Below are 18431 nucleotides of genomic sequence, written 5' to 3'. Positions count from 1 at the left end.
ATTTATAATGAATAACTTATTTAAAAATCTGAGCTTTGCTGTATTGGCATTTATATCTGTACTGACTTTACAAGGCTGCAGTTCAAGTCTTGATCCTGATACGTTTTCAGTAGAGTTAAATGAAGCGGGTTTGTACTCGTGGAGTACTCCAGTGATTTCCATTCGTTCTAATACAGCTGAACCGATAGAGGTGACGAATGTCATAGTCAATAACGGACAGTGCAGCTTTATCGGTCATGATCGAAGATTTAACTTTCCATTGCATTTTCAGATGGGGCAACTTGCTAGATTAAGAATCACTAAATGCAGTTTTGCCAATGTGGTACAGGTAGATATTGAAACCACTGAAGGAACTGTAAGTTATAGCTTTAACTAGCCGATCTCATTGGTTAAGACAGCAAAATCAACGAATCAAAAAGCCGAGTCCATGAAGGACTCGGCTTTTTTTATGTCTAAACTTTAAGGAAATAAAGATGAATTTAATTATTTGTCCTGCATGTGGCGGTGACCAAATTGAAAGGGTCGGCCCTCAACTTTCTACATCCATTGAATTTCAGCAGCCAAGATCTTTAAAGCCGCCTATTCAAAATCTGATTCAGAACGTTGTGAATTATGCCGCGATGGGTGCATCTAGCGCTCGACTGATTAAGGGGCAGCGTACGATGATTTATGTATTTGGGGCTTTAATCGGTGGGGCAGTTGGCTGTGCAGCCTGCATCTTGAAACACATCCACGAGCAGCATTCCGAAACCCTGATGAAAGATGAATCTCAGCCGCAAGTACATCACCATTGTTTGGAGTGCGGACACTACTTTAACTAGATTTGATGGAATTTAGACGGTAGTTGTTTTTAATCCCCCTAATTTGAATAGTCAGCAAAAATTAAAAGGAAATAAGTATATGGCACATTTAATTGAAAAAATGGCTTATGTCGGAGAAACCCCTTGGCACGGTCTTGGCAATCAACTGTCGCAAAATCAGCCGATTGAAGTCTGGGCGAAACAGGCAGGCATGGATTGGCGTATTGAATCATCCAATGTCAGCTACATGGCGCAAAACGAACGCGGGCAAAGCATCATCATGCCTTTCGAGGAACAGCGTGTACTTTACCGCTCGGACACCCATGCACCTCTATCTGTGGTCAGTCAGCGCTATCAGGAAGTCCAGCCTGCTGAGATATTAGAGTTCTACCGTGATTTAACTGAACAATCAGGTTTTGAGCTAGAAACAGCTGGGGTACTCAAAGGCGGAAAAAAATTCTGGGCTTTGGCTAAAACCGGACAGACAGCAGCACTCAAAAGTAAAGATGTCAGTAATGGCTATATCTTATTGGCTACGGGCTGTGATGGAACATTAGCGACAACTGCACAGTTCACTTCAATCCGTGTGGTGTGCAATAACACCTTAGCGATTGCTCTCAAAGGACAGAACAGCAGTGCAGGTGTGGTCAAAGTCCCGCACAGCACTCGCTTTGATGCCCAAAAGATTAAACAGCAGTTGGGAATTTCTGTCCGGGCATGGGATGAACATATGTATGAAATGAAACAGCTCAGTCAGCGTAAAGTCACTCAAAGCGAAGCAGTAGCTTATTTTGATGCCGTGTTTAACAATAGCAGCTTGAGTCCAACGGAACAGGATGAAGGCATTATTCAGTTCTACAGAAATGTCGCTACCCAAGCTAATTCAGCCCCTAAAGCTGAAAACAAGACCGAGCCGAATGGCCGTGCCATGTCTAAAGTCATGACTATGTTTAATGGGCATGGACGTGGGGCAGAACTGAGTTCAGCTAAAGATACCGCTTATGGCTTACTTTGCAGTATCACCGAGTTTGCCGATCATGAACGCCGGGCTATGAGTCAAGATCACCGACTCGATTCAGCATGGTTTGGCGCAGGTGCTGGGTTGAAGCAACGTGGACTCGAACAAGCGCTGCGTATGCTTGCTTAAGCCCAATAGTTCTTTTTTATAAATTAGCCTAAGTATTACAGAACAAGGCCAAATATTTTCTTCACTTATGAATCAAATACCAAGCTCTTAAAGCCGTGTCTTTAGGCACGGCTTTTTTATGCCCAAAATTTAAATTAGAGGAATTAACAATGAATCATTTATCAAATCTACCTGCAGCATCTGCACAGCCTAAAGTATTCCGTGCTCCTAAAAATTTTACCGCAAAACGTTTTATGGCGACTAAAAATATGACTCAGGCCGAATGGCTGGAAGTGCGAAGGCAAGGCATCGGCAGCAGTGACTGTGCAGCAGCCTGTGGGCTCAACCCTTATATGTCGATGCTGGAACTCTGGATGATCAAGACTGGACGGATCAAGCAATCGATTGAAGATGAAAGCGAAGGCCATGCTCCGCTATATTGGGGCAAGCGTTTGGAACCCTTAGTGGCTGAATACTACAGCATGCATACCAACTATAAAGTCCGTCGGGTGAATGCTGTGCTGCAGCATCCTGATCCAGACAAGCATTTCATGTTAGCAAACTTGGATTACTCTGTAGTGGGTGACGCAGATGTGCAGATTTTGGAATGTAAAACAGCAGGGGAATATGGCGCTAAGCTTTGGCGGGATGGTGTGCCTCTATATGTACTGTGTCAGGTACAGCATCAACTGGCTGTGACGGGGAAGAAGGCAGCACATATCTGTGTGCTGATTTGCGGACATGAAACCCGTATATTTAAAGTGATCCGTTCAGAATCGGTGATTCAGCATATCGTGAATGCAGAGCGTTACTTCTGGGAGTGCGTGGAAAAGGATACACCGCCTGATGCAGATGCTAGTGAATCGGCCGCTAAAGCTTTGCAATTACTGTATCCAGAGCATGTACCGCTAAGTACGACCGATCTCTCGTTAGATGATCAAGCCAACCAACAGTTTGAGCAGCTGATTCAAGCACGCAATCAAATTGAAAAGCACCAAGAGCAATTCGATCTGCTGAAGCACCAGCTGCAGGCCAAGATGCAGGAGGCTGAGCGCGCAACCTTTAAAGCTGGTTCGGTGACATGGAAAAAGGCCAAAGACTCGATTAGCCTGGACAGCAAAGCACTACTAAAACAGTACCCTGAATATCTGAGCCAATTTCCGCAAAGTAAATCTGGTTCAAGACGCTTCAATATTTATCCAGATGGTGAATGAGATGAAATCAATCTTTTGCTATTCGCAAGCAAATCAATTTAAGGACATAACGATCCCATGCCAAACAGCATGGGATTTTTTATGCCGATTTCATTGTTAAAAAGAGGAATATCATGATTAAAGGCTTAGCAATCACACCGCCTATTTTAGGGCGAATCAGCATTGGCCGAATGGTGGAAAAGAATGGCAAGCGTCTGCCTGAAAAGGATGACCAATTCACCATTACCAGTCAAATCCAAAGTAAAGATAGTGGTTGGATCAAACATCCGTTAGATGAACAGCTGCGGGCTAAAGCATCCAATCAAAAACTCCGCTCAATACCTGTACGGATGATCTTCAATGATCCTGAGCTGAATCTGCGTGCAGAGTACAGCTTATTTGATCGTCAAACAGGACGACCCGTTTGTGTGGGTAATGGTGAAACCTGCCAGCGCTTGACTAGTCAAGGTGTAGAGCAGCATCTTTGTCCATCCCCTGATTTATGTTCAATGGCTCAAGGTGGACACTGCAAGCCTTACGGTCGACTACATGTCAATTTAGATGAGTCGGATGAGCTTGGTACTTTTATATTTAGAACCACTGGTTTTAACAGTATAAGGACCTTGGCTGCACGTCTGAGCTACTACCATGCAGCATCGAATGGATTACTTTCATGTTTACCGCTGCAACTCACCCTTCGGGGTAAATCTACAACCCAAAGTTACCGCCAGCCTGTGTATTACGTGGATTTAACTTTACGTGAGGGAGTTGATTTAAAGTCAGCAATACAGACTGCTAAAGAAATTGATCAACAGAGTAAATCTAGTGGTTTTAATCAGGAAGCTTTAGATCATAAGGCGAGGCAGGGTTATGCAAATGCAGTTTTTGAAATGGATTCAGGTGATGGGTTAGACGTTATTGAAGAGTTTTATCCATCTGATGAAGGCAGCGAAGATGCTCAACAAAAGAAAATCACAAGCTTGAATTTACAGAATGAGTTACAGCGCTCTGTTCAAACTTTGAATTGAATGATTGTTGAGTTTTAAGGAGATTAAATTTTTATGGAGCTGCGTATCATTTGAGCGAATAACCGCTCGCATGAATGATTAGGAGTAAACTCATGAATGCGTTTGTTGGTCAAACTTTTCAAATGAATCAACTCATCAGTATTAAGCAAGTTGTAGAAATTGTGGGTGTTGCACGTTCTACAATCTATGAAATGATGGATGAAAACTCACCGTATTATGATCCGACATTTCCAAAGAAAGTTAAAATTACCCAAAACCGTATTGGCTGGTCAGCTTATGAGATCCATAAGTGGATTGAAAATAAGTTGGCGAGTCGAGAATAAGGGATGCTTTGCTCCCTTATTTTTTTATTTTTTTGTAGACTAAGATTAGTTTTAGCCTAAGTACTAAGAATGAAAACAATAGATTATTACAATCAACATGCGGATGAGTTTGCACAAGCATCGTTAAACGTTGATATGGAAAGATAGACTACATCCGTAAGAACAGTAGTAATGCACCGATTTTGAATCAGTTACCTAACCTTGAACAATTCATGTTTGAGCCAAGTCGTAACCAATTAAATGCAGTGGCAAATATCTTAGTTGAGTTACAAGATTGCAAATGTTTCTACTGCAATAAATCGATGCGGAAAGGTCGTTATGCCGTCGATCATTTTATCCCTTGGTCAATGTATTCATCGGATACAGGGCATAATTTTGTGCTTGCGGACTCAAGTTGCAATTCTAAGAAAAGTAATTTACTGGCATCAGATGAGTTTTTGCATAAATGGCAGTAGCGCAATGAAGAACACGATTTGATTATTGTGGATCGGATCTCAGTGCTTGGTTTTCTGACAGATAAGGAGCGGTCGCATAAAGTGGCGGAGTGGGCTTATGCACAGGGAAAAGAAAATAATTACTTGATGTGGTTTTGGGGATCAATTGATTGAAGTTAATATGCAAGTCGATAATCATAAGGTGTAACCCCTTACTCCTATCAGTGGATATATTTAATGGTCTTTATTGGAATCAGATTTAATATTTATCAACCAGTGCAAAGTTGTAGCAACTGAATTATAAATATTGAAAATAAATGAGCTAAGTTCGCAAAATAGAAAAGTAGTACCAGCTACTAAGAATGTAAGAACTAAATAGTTAGTGTATTTATAGATGTCCCTTAGGGTATCTATTTTAAAAGTATCGCTTCCTAAACTTAAATTTAGGTCTTTAAAAAAATATATAATAAACAATAAGAAGCTGAATATTATAAAATAAATGAATACTCTAATAAATGTAAAATGAACTTTCTTAAAAAAAATTAGCTTAGATTTGTTATCAGTGTATTCAATCATTTTTTTTTGTAAATCTAAGGGAGTTATTGTACAAAATATTGTATATCCAGCTACTAAAAAACCTAATGTTGCAAATAATGATGAAAACAAGAAAGAAACCAACTCGTTAATTTTAGTGTAACTTGTTTCAATGCTTACATTATTAATTATAAGGATGAAGAAAAAGAATAGGCCGAGTAGGATTGGGAAAAACTTATTAAAATTTGACAAAGGTATAGCTTTGGATTTTTTATAGATCTCACGAATATTTTTTTCTTCCAATAATCCGTTCATCATTCGGTCTCATTCTGATGGATTGTCATAACCTTATTTGTATCAATAGTATTTAGAATTTCTTGGGTTTCCGCATCTGTTTGTTTGACTTTAATTTCTTTGGACTGAATAAGTTTTGTAAAGGCTGAAAACATATGTACAACGGTAGCAAAAATATTATTTTGAACGACATCAATAGTTGTTTGAATTTTAACATCTTCATTGTCAATTTTTAATTTTTTTCCAGTGGCGTCAGTACCAAGAAGTATAATATTTTGGTTGCCTTGTATAGTTGCTTTATTAGCTTCTTTCGCAATAACTTTTTGGTTTAAACCTTTGTTATTAGTAATTTCAAATTTTCCTTGACCTCCAGCTTCATCTGAAGTTTCTTGCATTTGACGGAACATATCCTCTCCATCAATTTCAGAATTACGATCATTGAGAATAAATGTAACTTTTTTCAACTTATTGAATAAGTATATATTCTCATTTAAAGTTTTTTGGTTGGTCAGCGGAGTCAGTGTCAGCTCAACAATTGGGAATTCTTTTAAAAAGGGATTTCTTTCTTCTTTCGGTAAACTATCTTTATAATTAATTTGTTCATTTCTTAAAAAATATGACAATGTACTTCTAAAATTTTCTGGAGTTGGAGCATATTTCGTTTCAGCAGCATAAAGTAATCTATGGTTGTTTAAAATTAAAGCAAAAATCGCAGAAGGTGCCGAATCAAGTTTTTTCTTATCTTTTACTAACTTTCCAGCTGCATCACGATACTGCTCACGTTCAAGTTTGGTCTGTTTAACAAATCGGCCAACTAAAGCAAGAGTATTCTTCTCCCCTAGGATATCGTCACCTAGATTCACCAATGAAACTTCATCAAAATAGAAATTACTTTTGCCAGCTTTTCGATTTTTGTTTTTGAAAAATGAAGGCTCCACAACTTCTTTATATAAGTCTAATAAATTGTGATCCCCAAATTTACATACTAAATTTGCTATTTCTAAGTTTTTTTCTAAAGTTGCCATATTGTGAGTATCATTCAAGTTAAATGCATGAAAATATTATATTAAATTTAATGAAATATAAAACACTTTAAAATTATAAATATTTCTTATTTGACGGTTCTTATTGAGAATACCCCCCAAATCAACGAGAATACAGGCATCATAAGCCTTCTGGTCATTAAAGGCTTTAACCTTATTTAAGAACTGTAGACAACCCTATGAACAAGCAACAACTCGCTTCCAAAATCTGGGAATCAGCCAATAAAATGCGCTCAAAGATTGAGGCAAATGAATATAAAGACTATATCCTAGGGTTCATGTTCTACAAGTTTCTTTCCGATAAAGAACAAAGCTTTTTAGAAGCGAACGATTTTACACAGTCAGATATTGAAGCACTGACAGAAGAAGATGCTGAAACCGTAGAATTTATTAAAAATGGTATTGGTTATTTCATCGCTTATGATGACCTGTTCTCAACATGGCTCAATAAAGGCTTAGACTTTACAGTTGCTGATGTTCGTGATGCGCTATCCGCTTTCTCACGCCACATTCATAGTTCCCATAAAAAAGTTTTTGAAGGTATTTTCAAGACATTAGAGACAGGTCTAAGTAAATTAGGCGATAACTCAAATAGCCAGACCAAAGCGATCAGTGACTTGTTGCAACTGATCAAAGTCATTCCAATGAATAACAAGCAAGACTATGACGTGCTTGGTTTCATTTATGAATACTTAATTGGTTCTTTTGCAGCAAATGCGGGTAAAAAAGCAGGTGAGTTCTATACACCGCATGAAGTTTCAGTGCTTATGTCTGAAATTATTGCGCATCATTTAAAAGACCAGCCTGAAATTAAAATTTACGATCCAACAAGTGGGTCAGGGTCATTGCTGATTAATATTGGTAGTTCTGTGGCGAAGCATGTGAATGATGCCAATAAAATCAAATACTACGCACAAGAATTAAAAGAGAATACCTATAACTTAACCCGTATGAACTTGGTGATGCGTGGTATTTTACCTGCCAATATTGTGGCGAGAAATGCTGATACTTTAGAAGATGACTGGCCATTTTTTGAAGACAATGATCCCATCAATACTTACGAACCACTCTATGTAGATGCAGTGGTATCGAATCCACCATATTCACAAGCCTGGGATCCAGCAAATAAAGATGCAGACCCTCGATACAAAGAATTCGGTTTAGCCCCTAAAACTAAGGCGGATTATGCGTTCTTGTTGCATGATTTATATCATTTAAAACCAAATGGCATTATGGCGATTGTCTTACCACATGGCGTATTGTTCCGTGGCGGTGAAGAAGAGCGTATACGTACCAATTTAATTAAGAAAAACCACATTGATGCGATTATTGGTTTACCTGCCAATATTTTCTTTGGTACGGGTATTCCAACGGTCATCCTTATTTTAAAACAACAACGTCCAACTACAGACGTGTTGATTGTTGATGCATCTAAAGGCTTTGTGAAGCTCGGTAAAAACAACCATCTTCAAGCATCGAATATTAAGAAAATTGTCGATGCTGTGATTGAACGTAAAGATGTTGAGCAGTTCTCACGTCTAGTGACGCAAAAAGAAATTCAGGATCAGGGCTACAACCTGAATATTCCTCGTTATGTAGACTCTTCAGCAACGGCTGAAACATGGGATATCTATGCCACGATGTTTGGCGGTATTCCGAAAAAAGAAATTGATGCGCACAGTGCATATTGGAAGGCATTCCCACAATTACGCCAAGACTTATTTGCCGAGAGTGATACGCCTTATGTCAATTTAGCAACGACTGAAATTAGCCAAGCGATTCACAGCCATCAAGATGTGAAGGGCTTTGTGACTCAGTTTAATACCGCATTTGCTGATTTTAAGGATTACTTGAAGGGTGAACTCATTGGCAAAATGCAAAGCTTGCATATTGCCCAGCAAGAAAATGTTTTAAGTAAGGACATCTTTAAACGTTTAGCTGATATTCCACTGGTGGATAAATATCAGGCGTACCAAGCTTTAGATGATCAATGGCAAGGTATTGCAGGTGATTTGGAGATTATTCAATCTGAAGGTTTGGATGCTGCCAAAATTGTTAATCCAAATATCGTGATTAAAAAGAAAGATGGTAAAGAGCATGAAGTACAAGAAGGTTGGGTAGGCTATGTATTGCCATTTGATCTAGTACAGCAACGTTTATTGTCTAAAGAATTGGAAGCCTTAAAAGTCAAAGAGCGTGAACTTGCAGAAGCGAGTGCAGAGATCGAGTCTTTGATGGAGTCTTTATCTGAAGAAGATAAAGAGCAGTTATTAAATGAAGCCAATGATGCATTTGTGCCTGCTGAAATTGCTAAAGCGTTAAAGCAAGCTTATGCGGAAATTGAAACGCCTGAAATTGTGGCACTCAATGAATATCTTGAGTTTTTAGGAACAGACCCTAAACCGAAGAAGCAACAAAAAGAGCAATTTGTACAAACTCATGCGGAAGTGAAGTGGTCTAACATTGAAGCCAATAAAGATGGCACTTATGCAGCACCAAAAGTAAAAGCCTATTTAAAGCAATTGCGTTCAGGCTTTAGTTTTGAAGAAGGCAGTTTAGAGGCAACTTTGGTACAGGTCGATGAGTTACTTGCACAAGAGAAAGAGTTAAAAGCACAGATTAGTAAAGAAGAAGCTGTACTGCATCTTTTAACCAAAACCACGATTGAAGCTTTAGAAGAAGCGCAAGTGAAAGCGTTGCTAGAAGCGAAGTGGGTTGAACCGATTGTGTCTGCGATTTTGGCATTGCCGAATGAAGTGATTGAGCATTTTACCGATACGGTACAGGCTTTGGCAGATAAGTATGCCGTGACCTATACGGAAACCACGCAAAAGCTGACTGAGGCAGAGCATAGCCTTGCAGCCTTGATTGATGACTTAACAGGTGATGAGTTTGATATGCAAGGTTTGGCACAGTTTCAAGCATTGTTAAAAGGGGCGTAATGTGGAAAAGCAAAAATGCCCTGAGGTGCGATTTATAGGCTTTGTAGGCGGATGGTTCAAATCAAGTTTAGCCAAATGTACAGATTTGCTTACAGGCAATCCCTTTGATAGCAATGAGTTTACATCTAGTGGTGTTCTTCTAGTAAGAGGAATGAATGTCAAAAGAGGTTATCTAGATACCTCTGCTAATTTATCTAAATATTGGCCGTCTTCAAAAGGTTTAGAGCGCTATTTGCTACAAGCCGAAGATATTGTTATTCAAATGGATGGTGCATTAATTGGGAAAAGTTATGCTAAGATAAATTCAAAAGATTTACCAGCACTTTTAGTTCAGCGAGTTGCTCGTGTAAGGAGTAATAAGGTTGAAAGTGAGTTTATTTACCAGTATATACATAAGGGCTTTTTAAGTCATATTTCTGGAATCAAAACTGAAACTGCTGTGCCTCATTTGAGTCTTAATGATATTAGAAATTTCACATTTTTTTTACCAGACCAATCAGAGCAGATTATTATTGGTGACTTGTTCAGAAAGCTTGATCAATCAATTGCTTTACATGAAAAGAAATTGGCTCAAACCCAAAATTTTAAAAAAGCGATGTTGGGAAAAATGTTTCCAAAACAGGGAGCTCAACGTCCTGAAATTCGTTTAAAAGGTTTTGGTGGGGATTGGCATAGCTCAAAATTATTAGATTATATTTCGATTAAGCATGGTTATGCATTTAATGGTGAGTTTTTTAGCGATAAAGAAACCGATTATTGTTTATTAACGCCGGGTAACTTTAGGATTGGTGGTGGATTTAAAGCTGAAAAATTTATCTACTATAAGGGTGAAGTTCCTAAGAATTATATCCTTAAGGAAAATGATCTTATTGTAACTATGACTGACTTAAGTAAAGAAAGTGATACTTTAGGTCTACCTGCATTATTACCATCAATTAAAGGAAAAACCTTCCTTCATAATCAGCGATTAGGACTAATTAATTTTGAAAACTCAGAGTTAGATAAAGAGTTTTTATTCTATTTATTGCAGACCAAATCCTACCATAAATATATCGTACTAGCGGCAACAGGTACGACAGTAAAGCATACTTCTCCAAGTAAGATTTTAGGATTTACCTGTAAAATCCCAGAGCCAGCTGAACAGGAAAAAATAGGTCAATTCTTCAAAAAAATTGATGAAAAGATCTATTTACACCAGCAACAGCTCCAAACTGTAAAAAATCTGAAACAAGCATTTTTAGAAAAAATGTTTGTTTAATAATTGCTATATCCCCCTTGATGTAAGGGGGATTTTTAAAATCTAAATACTGACTTTATAAAACTAAATTTGATATGACTTTTAAAAGCGAAACAGCATTCGAACAAGCACTCATTGATCTCCTTTTAAAAAAAGGTTGGCAAGATGTCATTAAAAACCCAACGGAACAGGATCTGATTGATAACTGGGCAAAGATCCTATTTCAAAATAACCGAGAAATTGATCGACTGAATAATCAGCCTTTAACTCAAGGGGAAATGGATCAGATTATTGAACAGATCAATACGCTACGTACACCGTTTGCCCTCAATGGATTTATTAACGGTAAAACCGTATCCATTAAACGTGACAATCCAAATGATGAACTACATTGTGGTAAAGAAGTCAGCTTAACCATTTACGACCGTCAAGAAATTGCCGCAGGTAAAAGCCGTTATCAAATTGCGCAACAACCCAAATTCCCAACCAAATCTAAAATCTTAAATGACCGTCGTGGCGACTTAATGCTGCTCATTAATGGTATGCCTGTTTTTCATATCGAGCTAAAACGCTCAGGCGTGCCAGTGAGTCAAGCGGCACACCAAATTGAAAACTATGCACGTTCGGGCATCTTTACAGGTTTGTTTGCATTGGTACAAATCTTCGTGGCAATGAACCCAGAAGAAACATGGTACTTTGCCAACCCGGGACCTGATGGCACATTTAACTCAGATTTCTATTTCAATTGGGGAGATTTTAATAACGAACCCGTGAACTATTGGAAAGATATTGCAGGGAATCTGCTTTCTATCCCCATGGCTCATCAACTTATTGGTTTTTATACTATTGCGGATAAAACTGATGGTATTTTAAAAGTGATGCGCAGTTATCAATGTTTTGCTGTACATGAAATCACGGATCGAGTGGCAAGTATAGAATGGGATGGCCGAGATCGTTTAGGTGGTTATATTTGGCATACTACTGGATCAGGTAAAACCATGACCAGCTTTAAAGCAGCCCATTTGATTGCTCTGAGCAAAGATGCAGATAAAGTGATTTTCTTAATGGATCGTATTGAATTGGGTGTGCAATCACTTGAGCAATATAACAACTTTGCTGAAATTGAAGACTTTGTCCAAGCCACTGAAAATACCCATGCCTTGGTCAGTAAACTTAAAAGTAAAAATCCAAATGAAGTCTTGATCGTAAGCTCAATTCAAAAAATGAGTAATATTAAGGATGAAGATGGCGGTTTAAATGCACATGACATTGAACTGATCAATAAAAAACGGATTGTCATCATCGTAGATGAAGCACATCGCTCTACATTTGGTGAAATGTTGATGACCATTAAAGATACCTTCCCACAAGCAGTATTCTTTGGTTTTACAGGTACGCCGATTCAGGAAGAAAACGAAAAAAATATGAATACCACTGCAACGGTATTTGGTAATGAATTACACCGTTACAGCATTGCAGATGGTATTCGAGATAAAAACGTTTTAGGTTTTGACCCTTATTTGGTTTCAACCTATAAAGATTCTAAATTGCGTAAAGAAGTTGCACTGTATCAGGCAAAAGCCAATACAGAAAAAGAAGCCATCGATGATCCTGACAAAAAAGCAGTCTATCAACACTTTATGGACAGTAAGCAAGTTGAAATGGCAGGGCGTATAGATAAGTCTGGCAAATACATAAAAGGAATCGAAGACTATCTGCCAACATCACAATATCATCGTACTGAGCATCGCAATAAAGTTGTTGAAGATATTAAAGACAATTGGATGCAGTTTAGCCAAAATCATAAATTCCATGCCATGTTTGCAACCAGTAGTATTCCTGAAGCAATTGAGTACTATCGACTGATTAAAACGTCGATGCCAGAGCTAAAAGTCACAGCCTTATTTGATCCAAATATTGATAACAATGGTAATGCTGCCTTTAAACAGGATGGCTTAGTTGAAATTATTCAAGACTACAATGCACTTTATGGTGTGGACTTTAGTTTAGCTACTCATGCCAAGATGAAGAGAGATATTGCAGATCGCCTATCACACAAAGAAGCCTATAAACGCATCGAAAATACGCCTGAAAAACAGCTTGATCTGTTAATTGTGGTGGATCAAATGCTGACAGGTTTTGACTCAAAATGGGTTAACACGCTGTATTTGGATAAGATGTTAGAATATGCAAATCTAATCCAAGCCTTCTCACGTACCAATCGCTTGTTTGGCAAAGATAAGCCATTTGGCATTATTCGTTATTATCGTCGTCCGCACACCATGAAGCGTAATATCGACGCTGCGGTAAAATTATATTCGGGTGATAAGCCATTGGCTTTATTTGTCGATAAATTGCCAAGCAATTTAAAAAACATCAATGACATCTTCGAAAAAATTGATAGCGTATTTAAAAGTGCCCATGTGTCTAATTTTGAGAAGTTACCAGAAGATGATCAGTCCTGTGCTTTATTTGCCAAACTGTTTAAACAACTCAACGAATATCTTGAAGCGGCTAAAATTCAGGGCTTTAAATGGGATAAATTGAGTTATGAATTTACTGATGAGCATAAAAAGAAATTTACGATTCAATTAAAGTTGGATGAGCAAACTTTCTTAGTTCTGGCACTGCGTTATAAAGAACTGTTCTCGAATGGCGGTGGTGGCGGTTCAGGTGGTGGGAGCATACCTTTTGAAGTAGAAGGCTATTTAACAGAAATCGATACAGACAAAATCGATTCAGACTACATGAATAGTCGTTTTGATAAATATCTAAAAGCACTGCGTAATGGTGATTTAGAACTTTCTATTGAAGATGCGTTAAATGAATTGCATAAGAGTTTTGCAATGCTCAGTGCCGAAGAACAGAAGTTTGCTAATATCTTCTTGCATGATGTACAGAGTGGAGATGTGACTCTTGTTGCTGGTAAATCGTTCAGGGATTACATTACTGAGTATCAATTCCAAGCACAAGAAGATGGAATTCATGATCTTGCAGAAGCACTAGGACTCGATGAAACGAAGTTAAGACAACTCATGAATACGCAGGTGACTGTAAATAATATTAATGAGTTTGGACGTTTTGATGAGCTTCTAGCAACGGTAGATAAAGTCAAAGCAAAACAATATTTAGAAGCTAAAGATGGAGCAACCATTCTTCCTCACAAAGTAAATATTCGAGTGGATGCAATGTTGCGAAAATTCATATTAAGTAACGGCAAAGAATTAACATAGTAATATAAGACGAGGCCAAATGGCCTTGTCTTATTTTGATTCTGTTATTGCTTCAGCTTCTAGTAGATATAACTCATTGATTAATAGAAACTCTCGGTACTGATGAATTAAGTTTTCATCTTTCTCTCGATGTGCACGAGCGTTCCGGAAAGCCATATAGGCACCTGTAAATAAATTTACTCGACCTTTGATCTCGGCACTCTCTGGTACATCCCAAGTGAGAATGGCATTTCCCCTTGAAAGACTTGAGCAAACAGCTTGGTGCTATGCTCACGGATACCTGTACGTGTACGAATAATATCTTCAAGACGCTTATATGCTTTTGTTAAAGCAGAGTCGGGATCTTGTTTAAAGAGTAGAGCAAGGTCAAAAATTCTGTCATCAATAATCGAGTAGGGTAGTTCTAAAGGGTAGTAACGCTTTGAATTAACAGTGTGGGCTGCTTCATTTTCGAAAGGATAAATATAATCATGCAGACGAATAGGACGAATGATTTTTTGCTGAAAAATAAAATCAATATCCTGATCATTTAATGATGAGTTATTCAATCTATTGAGAAGCTTCGTAGGTATTAGAATTTCTTCAGTTTCAATTCTATGTTTGCTTAAAAGAGCTAATGCTTTTGCTAGACCCTTTGGTCCTTCACCTGAATAACAAGATGTAAAGCCAGAGCGAATGACATAATAATTTTCGGTTAGATCTTTCAAGATAAAGGCATGAGATTGTTCACTTGTCAGCAATAGGGCGTAACTTAGATCTGCATGAGTTTGGATCAAATTGTGCAGGCTTAATAGACATGTTTCTGTAATGCCTTCTTCACCTAAATAATCGACACGATAGTAATTTTCTGTTTTAAACATTTTTATAAATAGAGAATTGTTGTTCGAAAAGATGATGGGGTAAATTGGGGTAAAAATCTAGTACTTCAAATTTTCTAATTGCTAGATTTCTTTGGGGATTTTGGGTGAGTTCAATTGCCACCACCTCAAAAAAAGCTATTATTTAAAAACCGTTCATTTTTTTTTGCAAAAAATTATCTTGAATTTATATATGAGCCAATGAATAAAAAATAATTATACTTTTTTTTGAAGAGTTAATTTTTTATTATATTCCATACTGCAGTTATATTTTCAATCTCAGCACCCTAAGGCACTGAGATTACCTAAAAAATTAAAATGAAGAGCTAGTTATAACTCCACATGTATGGGTATATGTGAGCTTCCTCACAAGAACTATCTTAAATTACATATTTGGATAATTCGGACCACCACCGCCTTCAGGCGTTACCCAGGTGATATTCTGAGAGGGATCTTTGATGTCACAAGTCTTACAATGCACACAGTTTGCTGCGTTAATTTGGAAACGTTTAAAACCGTCATTCTCTTCCATAATTTCATAAACACCAGCAGGGCAGTAGCGCTGAGCAGGCTCATCCCATTTTGGTAAGTTCACATTTACTGGAATAGAGGCATCTGTCAGCTTCAAGTGAGCAGGCTGGTTTTCTTCATGTACTGTGTTTGAAACGAATACAGAAGATAGGCGGTCGAACGTTAACTTGCCATCCGGTTTTGGATAGTCTGGTTTCATGTTGTTCGCTTCTACAGATTTCATTGCGCTGTAGTCAGGCTGTAAGTCATGCAGCGTAAATGGCACTTTAAAGATGTTTTGATCGATAAAGTTAAATGCGCCGCCGCCGAATGTACCGAATTTATGCATTGCAGGGCCAAAGTTACGAGCGTTGTATAACTCTTCTTTTAACCAGCTGTTGTTAAATTTCTCAGTGTATGCAGTCACTTCTTTAGCGAAGAAGTCTTCACCTTCGGTCACACGGGCAATAGCAAGGTCACCGCCTTTTTCTACACCGGCAGCAATCGCTTCAAATACTGCTTCACCGCACAGCATGCCAGATTTCATGGCAGTGTGAGAGCCTTTGATTTTTGCAAAGTTCAAGAAGCCAGCGTCATCACCAATCAGCGAGCCGCCTGGGAATGTGAATTTAGGAAGCGAGTTGAAACCTCCTTTCACAACTGCACGCGCGCCATAAGAAATACGCTTGCCGCCTTCAAGGAACTGTTTGATCAGCGGGTGTGTTTTCCAGCGCTGCATTTCCATGAATGGGTACATGTGCGGGTTGGTATATGACAAGTCTACGATCATACCCAAAGTCACTTGGTTGTTTTCTGCGTGGTATAACCACCAGCCGCCTGAAGAACCCGTTTCAGTTAAAGGCCAGCCAGCACCGTGCATTACCGTACCTGCTTTGTGTTTTGCAGGGTCGATTTCCCAAAGCTCTTTAATACCGATACCGTAATGCTGCGGATCAGCATCTTTATCTAAATCAAATTTAGAAATAAGGCGTTTGCCTAGATGGCCGCGGCAGCCTTCAGCAAATAATGTGTATTTTGCATGCAGTTCATAGCCAGGGGTAAAGTTGTGCGTCGGTTCGCCATCTTTGCCAATGCCCATGTCGCCAGTTTGGATGCCTTTAACCGTACCGTCTTCATGGTAAAGGATTTCTGAAGCTGCAAAGCCTGGGAATATTGATACTTCTAATTCTTCAGCTTTAGCGCCTAACCAGCGAACCACGTTGCCCAATGAAATGACATAGTTGCCATCATTGTGCATGGTTTTTGGCACCATCCAATGCGGCATTTCTTGAGATTTTTCATCAGACAATAAGAAATAGGTTTTGTCTTCAGTGACAGGCACATTTAAAGGAGCGCCTTGTTCTTTCCAGTCAGGGAAGAGTTCATTCATCGCGCGCGGTTCAAGCACAGCGCCAGACAGAATATGCGCCCCTACTTCGGAGCCCTTTTCTACGACACAAACGGACAAATCGTTCAGGTTATTTTCAATTGCAAGTTGACGGATTTTAATCGCTGCAGAAAGACCCGCAGGGCCTGCACCAACGATTACTACGTCAAACTCCATCGATTCACGTGTAATATCTTCCATGATTTTTACTCTGTGGATTATTTCATAAAATTGGGGTGAGAAATTTCAGCTTAAATTTAAAAACCCGCTTGCTGGCCTAAGCAAGCGAGATAAGAAGTTAAATAATGCCTTCAACTGATAAGGATTGAATATATTCTGGACTAAACTCCAATTCCTTTAAAATACTGTGGGTATGCTGACCTAAACTAGGTATGCCTTTTACAGTAAAATCCTCAGTATTGGATAAACCGACTGGTTTTAAGGTTGGGATTTTTCCAACAGGGGAATCGACCTCAATCCAACGCTGGCGTGCCTGAAGCTGTGGATGCTGCCATAGGTCTTGAACTTGATTGACACGTGCATTGGCAATATTTGCGCTTTCTAAACGCTGCATAATTTCAGCTTGTGACCACTGGCTGAACTTTTTTTCGATCATATGACACAATGTATGTCTGTTTTGCGAGCGGAGTGTATTGGTGTGGAATCTTGCATCGAGATAAAGTTCAGGAGCTTCTAGTACCATTTCACAAAAGGCTTGCCATTCACGATCATTTTGCACACCTAAAATGACTTGCTTTTGATCGCCTGTTGGGAATGGCCCATAAGGGTAAATGGTGGCATGTGAAGCACCGCTCCGAGGTGGTGAGGACTCACCATTTAGAGTGTAATACAGCGGGTATCCCATCCATTCTGTCATGCTTTCCAGCATAGAGACATCAATGCGTTTACCTTTGCCTGTTTTACCGCGCTCAATCAGCGCAGCCAGAATATTACTGTAGGCATACATGCCAGCAGAAATATCTGCGATGGAACATCCTGCTTTAACACTTTCCTCATCCGTGCCAGTAATAGAGAGAAAGCCTGACTCACTCTGAATCAGCAAGTCATACGCTTTTTTGTCGCGGTATGGCCCAGGATGATTAAGATCATCGCCATATCCAGAAATGTCGCAGACAATAATTCTAGGATTAATTTCAGCAAGCTCTTCGTATGAAAAGCCTAAGCGTGATGCCGCACCAGGCGCTAAGTTTTGTACTAATACATCAACTTTTAATAAAAGTTGTTTGACTACAGCTTTTGCTTGTTCAGTTTTTAAATCTAACGTCAGGCTTTCTTTTGAACGGTTTGTCCAAACAAAATGCGAGGACATGCCATCGACACGTTCATCGTACTTTCGGGCAAAGTCACCAACCTGTGGGCGTTCAATTTTGATGACACGTGCCCCAAGGTCTGCGAGTTGCCTTGTACAAAATGGCGCAGCAATCGCATGTTCTAAAGAGACTACAGTGATTCCATCTAAAGCTGGCATG

Annotated in this window: 13 protein-coding genes and 2 pseudogenes; 10 read left to right on the top strand and 5 right to left on the bottom strand. The window is 38.9% G+C overall.

The annotated features are described in order from the left end of the window. The first annotated feature begins 7 nt into the window (after positions 1-7). The 7 genes and pseudogenes from FTU29_RS07640 to FTU29_RS07610 form a co-directional block, all read left to right on the top strand. Entirely contained in the window at positions 8-376 is a 369-nt protein-coding gene (locus tag FTU29_RS07640) for a hypothetical protein (RefSeq protein WP_180115494.1), read from the top strand. A gap of 97 nt (positions 377-473) precedes the next feature. Next, the gene (locus FTU29_RS07635; RefSeq protein WP_180115493.1) at positions 474-821 is read left to right on the top strand and encodes a hypothetical protein; all 348 of its coding nucleotides are present in this window, start codon (positions 474-476) and stop codon (positions 819-821) included. 79 nt (positions 822-900) lie between these two features. Further along, positions 901-1947, top strand: coding sequence for a DUF932 domain-containing protein (locus tag FTU29_RS07630; RefSeq protein ID WP_180115492.1), 1047 nt, complete (start codon positions 901-903; stop codon positions 1945-1947). Positions 1948-2096: 149 nt separating this feature from the next. Next, positions 2097-3140, top strand: a complete 1044-nt coding sequence (locus tag FTU29_RS07625) for a YqaJ viral recombinase family protein (protein ID WP_180115491.1) — start codon at positions 2097-2099, stop codon at positions 3138-3140. Between the two features lie 113 nt (positions 3141-3253). Further along, the gene (locus FTU29_RS07620) at positions 3254-4147 is read left to right on the top strand and encodes a hydrolase or metal-binding protein (RefSeq protein ID WP_180115490.1); all 894 of its coding nucleotides are present in this window, start codon (positions 3254-3256) and stop codon (positions 4145-4147) included. A 92-nt stretch (positions 4148-4239) separates the two neighbouring features. Continuing rightward, positions 4240-4470, top strand: coding sequence for an AlpA family transcriptional regulator (locus tag FTU29_RS07615; RefSeq protein WP_180009639.1), 231 nt, complete (start codon positions 4240-4242; stop codon positions 4468-4470). 143 nt (positions 4471-4613) lie between these two features. After that, positions 4614-5078 (top strand): annotated as a pseudogene (locus tag FTU29_RS07610) (HNH endonuclease domain-containing protein); the annotation flags it as partial. Between the two features lie 60 nt (positions 5079-5138). On the opposite strand, the gene FTU29_RS07605 reads toward FTU29_RS07610, so the two are convergent. Next, positions 5139-5756: a hypothetical protein gene (locus tag FTU29_RS07605; protein ID WP_180115489.1), complete on the bottom strand. Its 618-nt coding sequence runs from the start codon at positions 5754-5756 to the stop codon at positions 5139-5141. Then, positions 5753-6757, bottom strand: a complete 1005-nt coding sequence (locus tag FTU29_RS07600; RefSeq protein ID WP_121523161.1) for a hypothetical protein — start codon at positions 6755-6757, stop codon at positions 5753-5755. The genes FTU29_RS07605 and FTU29_RS07600 overlap by 4 nt, the downstream gene beginning before the upstream one ends. A 197-nt stretch (positions 6758-6954) precedes the next feature. On the opposite strand from FTU29_RS07600, the gene FTU29_RS07595 reads away from it, so the two are divergent. The 3 genes from FTU29_RS07595 (at position 6955) to FTU29_RS07585 (ending at position 14187) form a co-directional block, all read left to right on the top strand. Beyond that, positions 6955-9717: a type I restriction-modification system subunit M gene (locus FTU29_RS07595; protein WP_180115487.1), complete on the top strand. Its 2763-nt coding sequence runs from the start codon at positions 6955-6957 to the stop codon at positions 9715-9717. Between the two features lies 1 nt (position 9718). Continuing rightward, positions 9719-10975: a restriction endonuclease subunit S gene (locus FTU29_RS07590; RefSeq protein WP_180115486.1), complete on the top strand. Its 1257-nt coding sequence runs from the start codon at positions 9719-9721 to the stop codon at positions 10973-10975. Positions 10976-11049: 74 nt separating this feature from the next. Next, positions 11050-14187 (top strand): type I restriction endonuclease subunit R, encoded by a 3138-nt coding sequence (locus FTU29_RS07585; RefSeq protein WP_180115485.1) that lies wholly within the window; start codon positions 11050-11052, stop codon positions 14185-14187. Between the two features lie 30 nt (positions 14188-14217). Here the strand turns inward: FTU29_RS07585 and FTU29_RS07580 are convergent. The 3 genes and pseudogenes from FTU29_RS07580 to FTU29_RS07570 form a co-directional block, all read right to left on the bottom strand. Next, positions 14218-15047, bottom strand: a pseudogene (locus tag FTU29_RS07580) (TIGR02391 family protein). 382 nt (positions 15048-15429) lie between these two features. Further along, complete coding sequence (locus tag FTU29_RS07575) at positions 15430-17142, bottom strand: electron transfer flavoprotein-ubiquinone oxidoreductase (RefSeq protein WP_180115484.1); 1713 nt, start codon at positions 17140-17142, stop codon at positions 15430-15432. 97 nt (positions 17143-17239) lie between these two features. Next, positions 17240-18430 carry a CaiB/BaiF CoA-transferase family protein gene (locus tag FTU29_RS07570; protein ID WP_180115483.1) on the bottom strand — a complete coding sequence of 397 codons (1191 nt, stop codon included), beginning with the start codon at positions 18428-18430 and terminating at the stop codon, positions 17240-17242. Between the last annotated feature and the right edge of the window lies 1 nt (position 18431).

Source organism: Acinetobacter sp. YH12086 (assembly GCF_013419345.1).
Lineage (GTDB): Bacteria > Pseudomonadota > Gammaproteobacteria > Pseudomonadales > Moraxellaceae > Acinetobacter > Acinetobacter amyesii.
Note: the sequence above shows the minus strand (reverse complement) of the source record. Positions and strands in the feature narration are given on the sequence as shown.

Coding starts and splice junctions, on each gene's coding strand:
- FTU29_RS07640 (WP_180115494.1), top strand. CDS start 8: ATGAATAACTTATTTAAAAATCTGAGCTTTGCTGTATTGGCATTTATA.
- FTU29_RS07635 (WP_180115493.1), top strand. CDS start 474: ATGAATTTAATTATTTGTCCTGCATGTGGCGGTGACCAAATTGAAAGG.
- FTU29_RS07630 (WP_180115492.1), top strand. CDS start 901: ATGGCACATTTAATTGAAAAAATGGCTTATGTCGGAGAAACCCCTTGG.
- FTU29_RS07625 (WP_180115491.1), top strand. CDS start 2,097: ATGAATCATTTATCAAATCTACCTGCAGCATCTGCACAGCCTAAAGTA.
- FTU29_RS07620 (WP_180115490.1), top strand. CDS start 3,254: ATGATTAAAGGCTTAGCAATCACACCGCCTATTTTAGGGCGAATCAGC.
- FTU29_RS07615 (WP_180009639.1), top strand. CDS start 4,240: ATGAATGCGTTTGTTGGTCAAACTTTTCAAATGAATCAACTCATCAGT.
- FTU29_RS07605 (WP_180115489.1), bottom strand. CDS start 5,756: ATGATGAACGGATTATTGGAAGAAAAAAATATTCGTGAGATCTATAAA.
- FTU29_RS07600 (WP_121523161.1), bottom strand. CDS start 6,757: ATGGCAACTTTAGAAAAAAACTTAGAAATAGCAAATTTAGTATGTAAA.
- FTU29_RS07595 (WP_180115487.1), top strand. CDS start 6,955: ATGAACAAGCAACAACTCGCTTCCAAAATCTGGGAATCAGCCAATAAA.
- FTU29_RS07585 (WP_180115485.1), top strand. CDS start 11,050: ATGACTTTTAAAAGCGAAACAGCATTCGAACAAGCACTCATTGATCTC.
- FTU29_RS07575 (WP_180115484.1), bottom strand. CDS start 17,142: ATGGAAGATATTACACGTGAATCGATGGAGTTTGACGTAGTAATCGTT.
- FTU29_RS07570 (WP_180115483.1), bottom strand. CDS start 18,430: ATGCCAGCTTTAGATGGAATCACTGTAGTCTCTTTAGAACATGCGATT.